Genomic DNA, 1,273 nt, shown 5'->3' with positions numbered 1-1,273 from the left:
TGGTCAGCCCATTGACGAAGCCCTTCTTGCCACGTGACGCCAGTTGCTTGAATCTCTTTGCTTTCAAGCAACTCAGGAGGGAGGTCTGATACATGAAGCTCCCTACCGCTCGCCATTACCGTAAGCCAGCGACAGGTGTTTTCGAGTTGTCGAACATTACCTGGCCATGGCATTGCGCTCAGATATTCCTCGGTTTCGGGTCTTAGTATTTTAGGTTCTACCGCGAGCTCGTCTGCAGCACGCTTTAAGAAAAAGTGCGTGAGTTTCGGTATGTCTTCTCGACGATCGCTTAAGCGAGGTAAGTGCACACGAATGACATTCAAGCGATGAAATAAATCTTCTCTGAACGAGCCATCTGATACGAGGCCTTCTAGATTTTGGTGTGTCGCAGCAATAATTCGGACATCTACTTTGACCGGTGTGTGTCCACCAACGCGGTAAAATTCGCCGTCAGCAAGCACGCGTAACAGCCGTGTTTGCGTATCTGCAGGCATGTCACCAATTTCATCTAAGAACAGTGTGCCGCCGTTCGCTTGTTCAAACCGTCCAGTTCGCTGGCCGCCTGCTCCTGTAAATGCGCCTTTTTCGTGACCGAATAGTTCAGATTCAATCAAATCTTTCGGTATAGCGGCCATATTAAGTGCAATAAATGGCTCTTTCGCTCGAGGACTATGTTGGTGCAAAGCTTTAGCGACGAGCTCCTTACCTGTTCCCGATTCCCCGTTAATGAGAACCGTAATATTTGAATGAGAAAGACGGCCGATAGCACGGAAAACTTCCTGCATTGCTGGTGCTTCACCAATAATGACAGTGCTTTCTTCAATGTTATTAACTTGTGTGTCGCCATTTTTTGCACGTAGCTCTTGCGAGTGAGCAATTGCGCGCTTCGCAAGTGCGACGGCATCTTCGAGATCAAAGGGCTTTGGCAGGTAGTCAAAAGCACCTTTTTGGTAGGATGTGACGGCACTGTCTAGGTCTGAATGAGCCGTCATTATGATCACAGGGATATCAGGATCATGTTGATGGATGCCAGTGAGTAACTCTAAGCCATCAATGCCCGGCATACGGATATCGCTAATCACGGCGTCAGGCGTTTCTCTCGTTAAGCTATCCAGAACGCCATCCGCGCTTTCGAATGAACGAATAGTGTAGTTTTCCTTTGCTAGGGCTTTTTCTAGTACCCATCGAATTGATCTATCGTCGTCAATTATCCATACGAGTGGTTGGGAACTCATGTTACATCTCCAAAGGAAGGTAAACGATAAAGTCAGTA

Annotated in this window: 1 protein-coding gene; it reads right to left on the bottom strand. The window is 47.7% G+C overall.

All coding sequences use genetic code 11. The annotated features are described in order from the left end of the window. The coding region (ntrC, locus tag A3739_RS11920) for a nitrogen regulation protein NR(I) (RefSeq protein WP_068501524.1) at nucleotides 1–1,235 on the bottom strand (1,235 nt) is incomplete at its 3' end. Nucleotides 1,236–1,273 lie beyond the last annotated feature (38 nt).

The organism is Oleiphilus sp. HI0067, assembly GCF_001635735.1.
The sequence above is the reverse complement of the archived record's forward strand: the minus strand, read 5'-3'. Positions and strand labels throughout refer to the sequence as shown.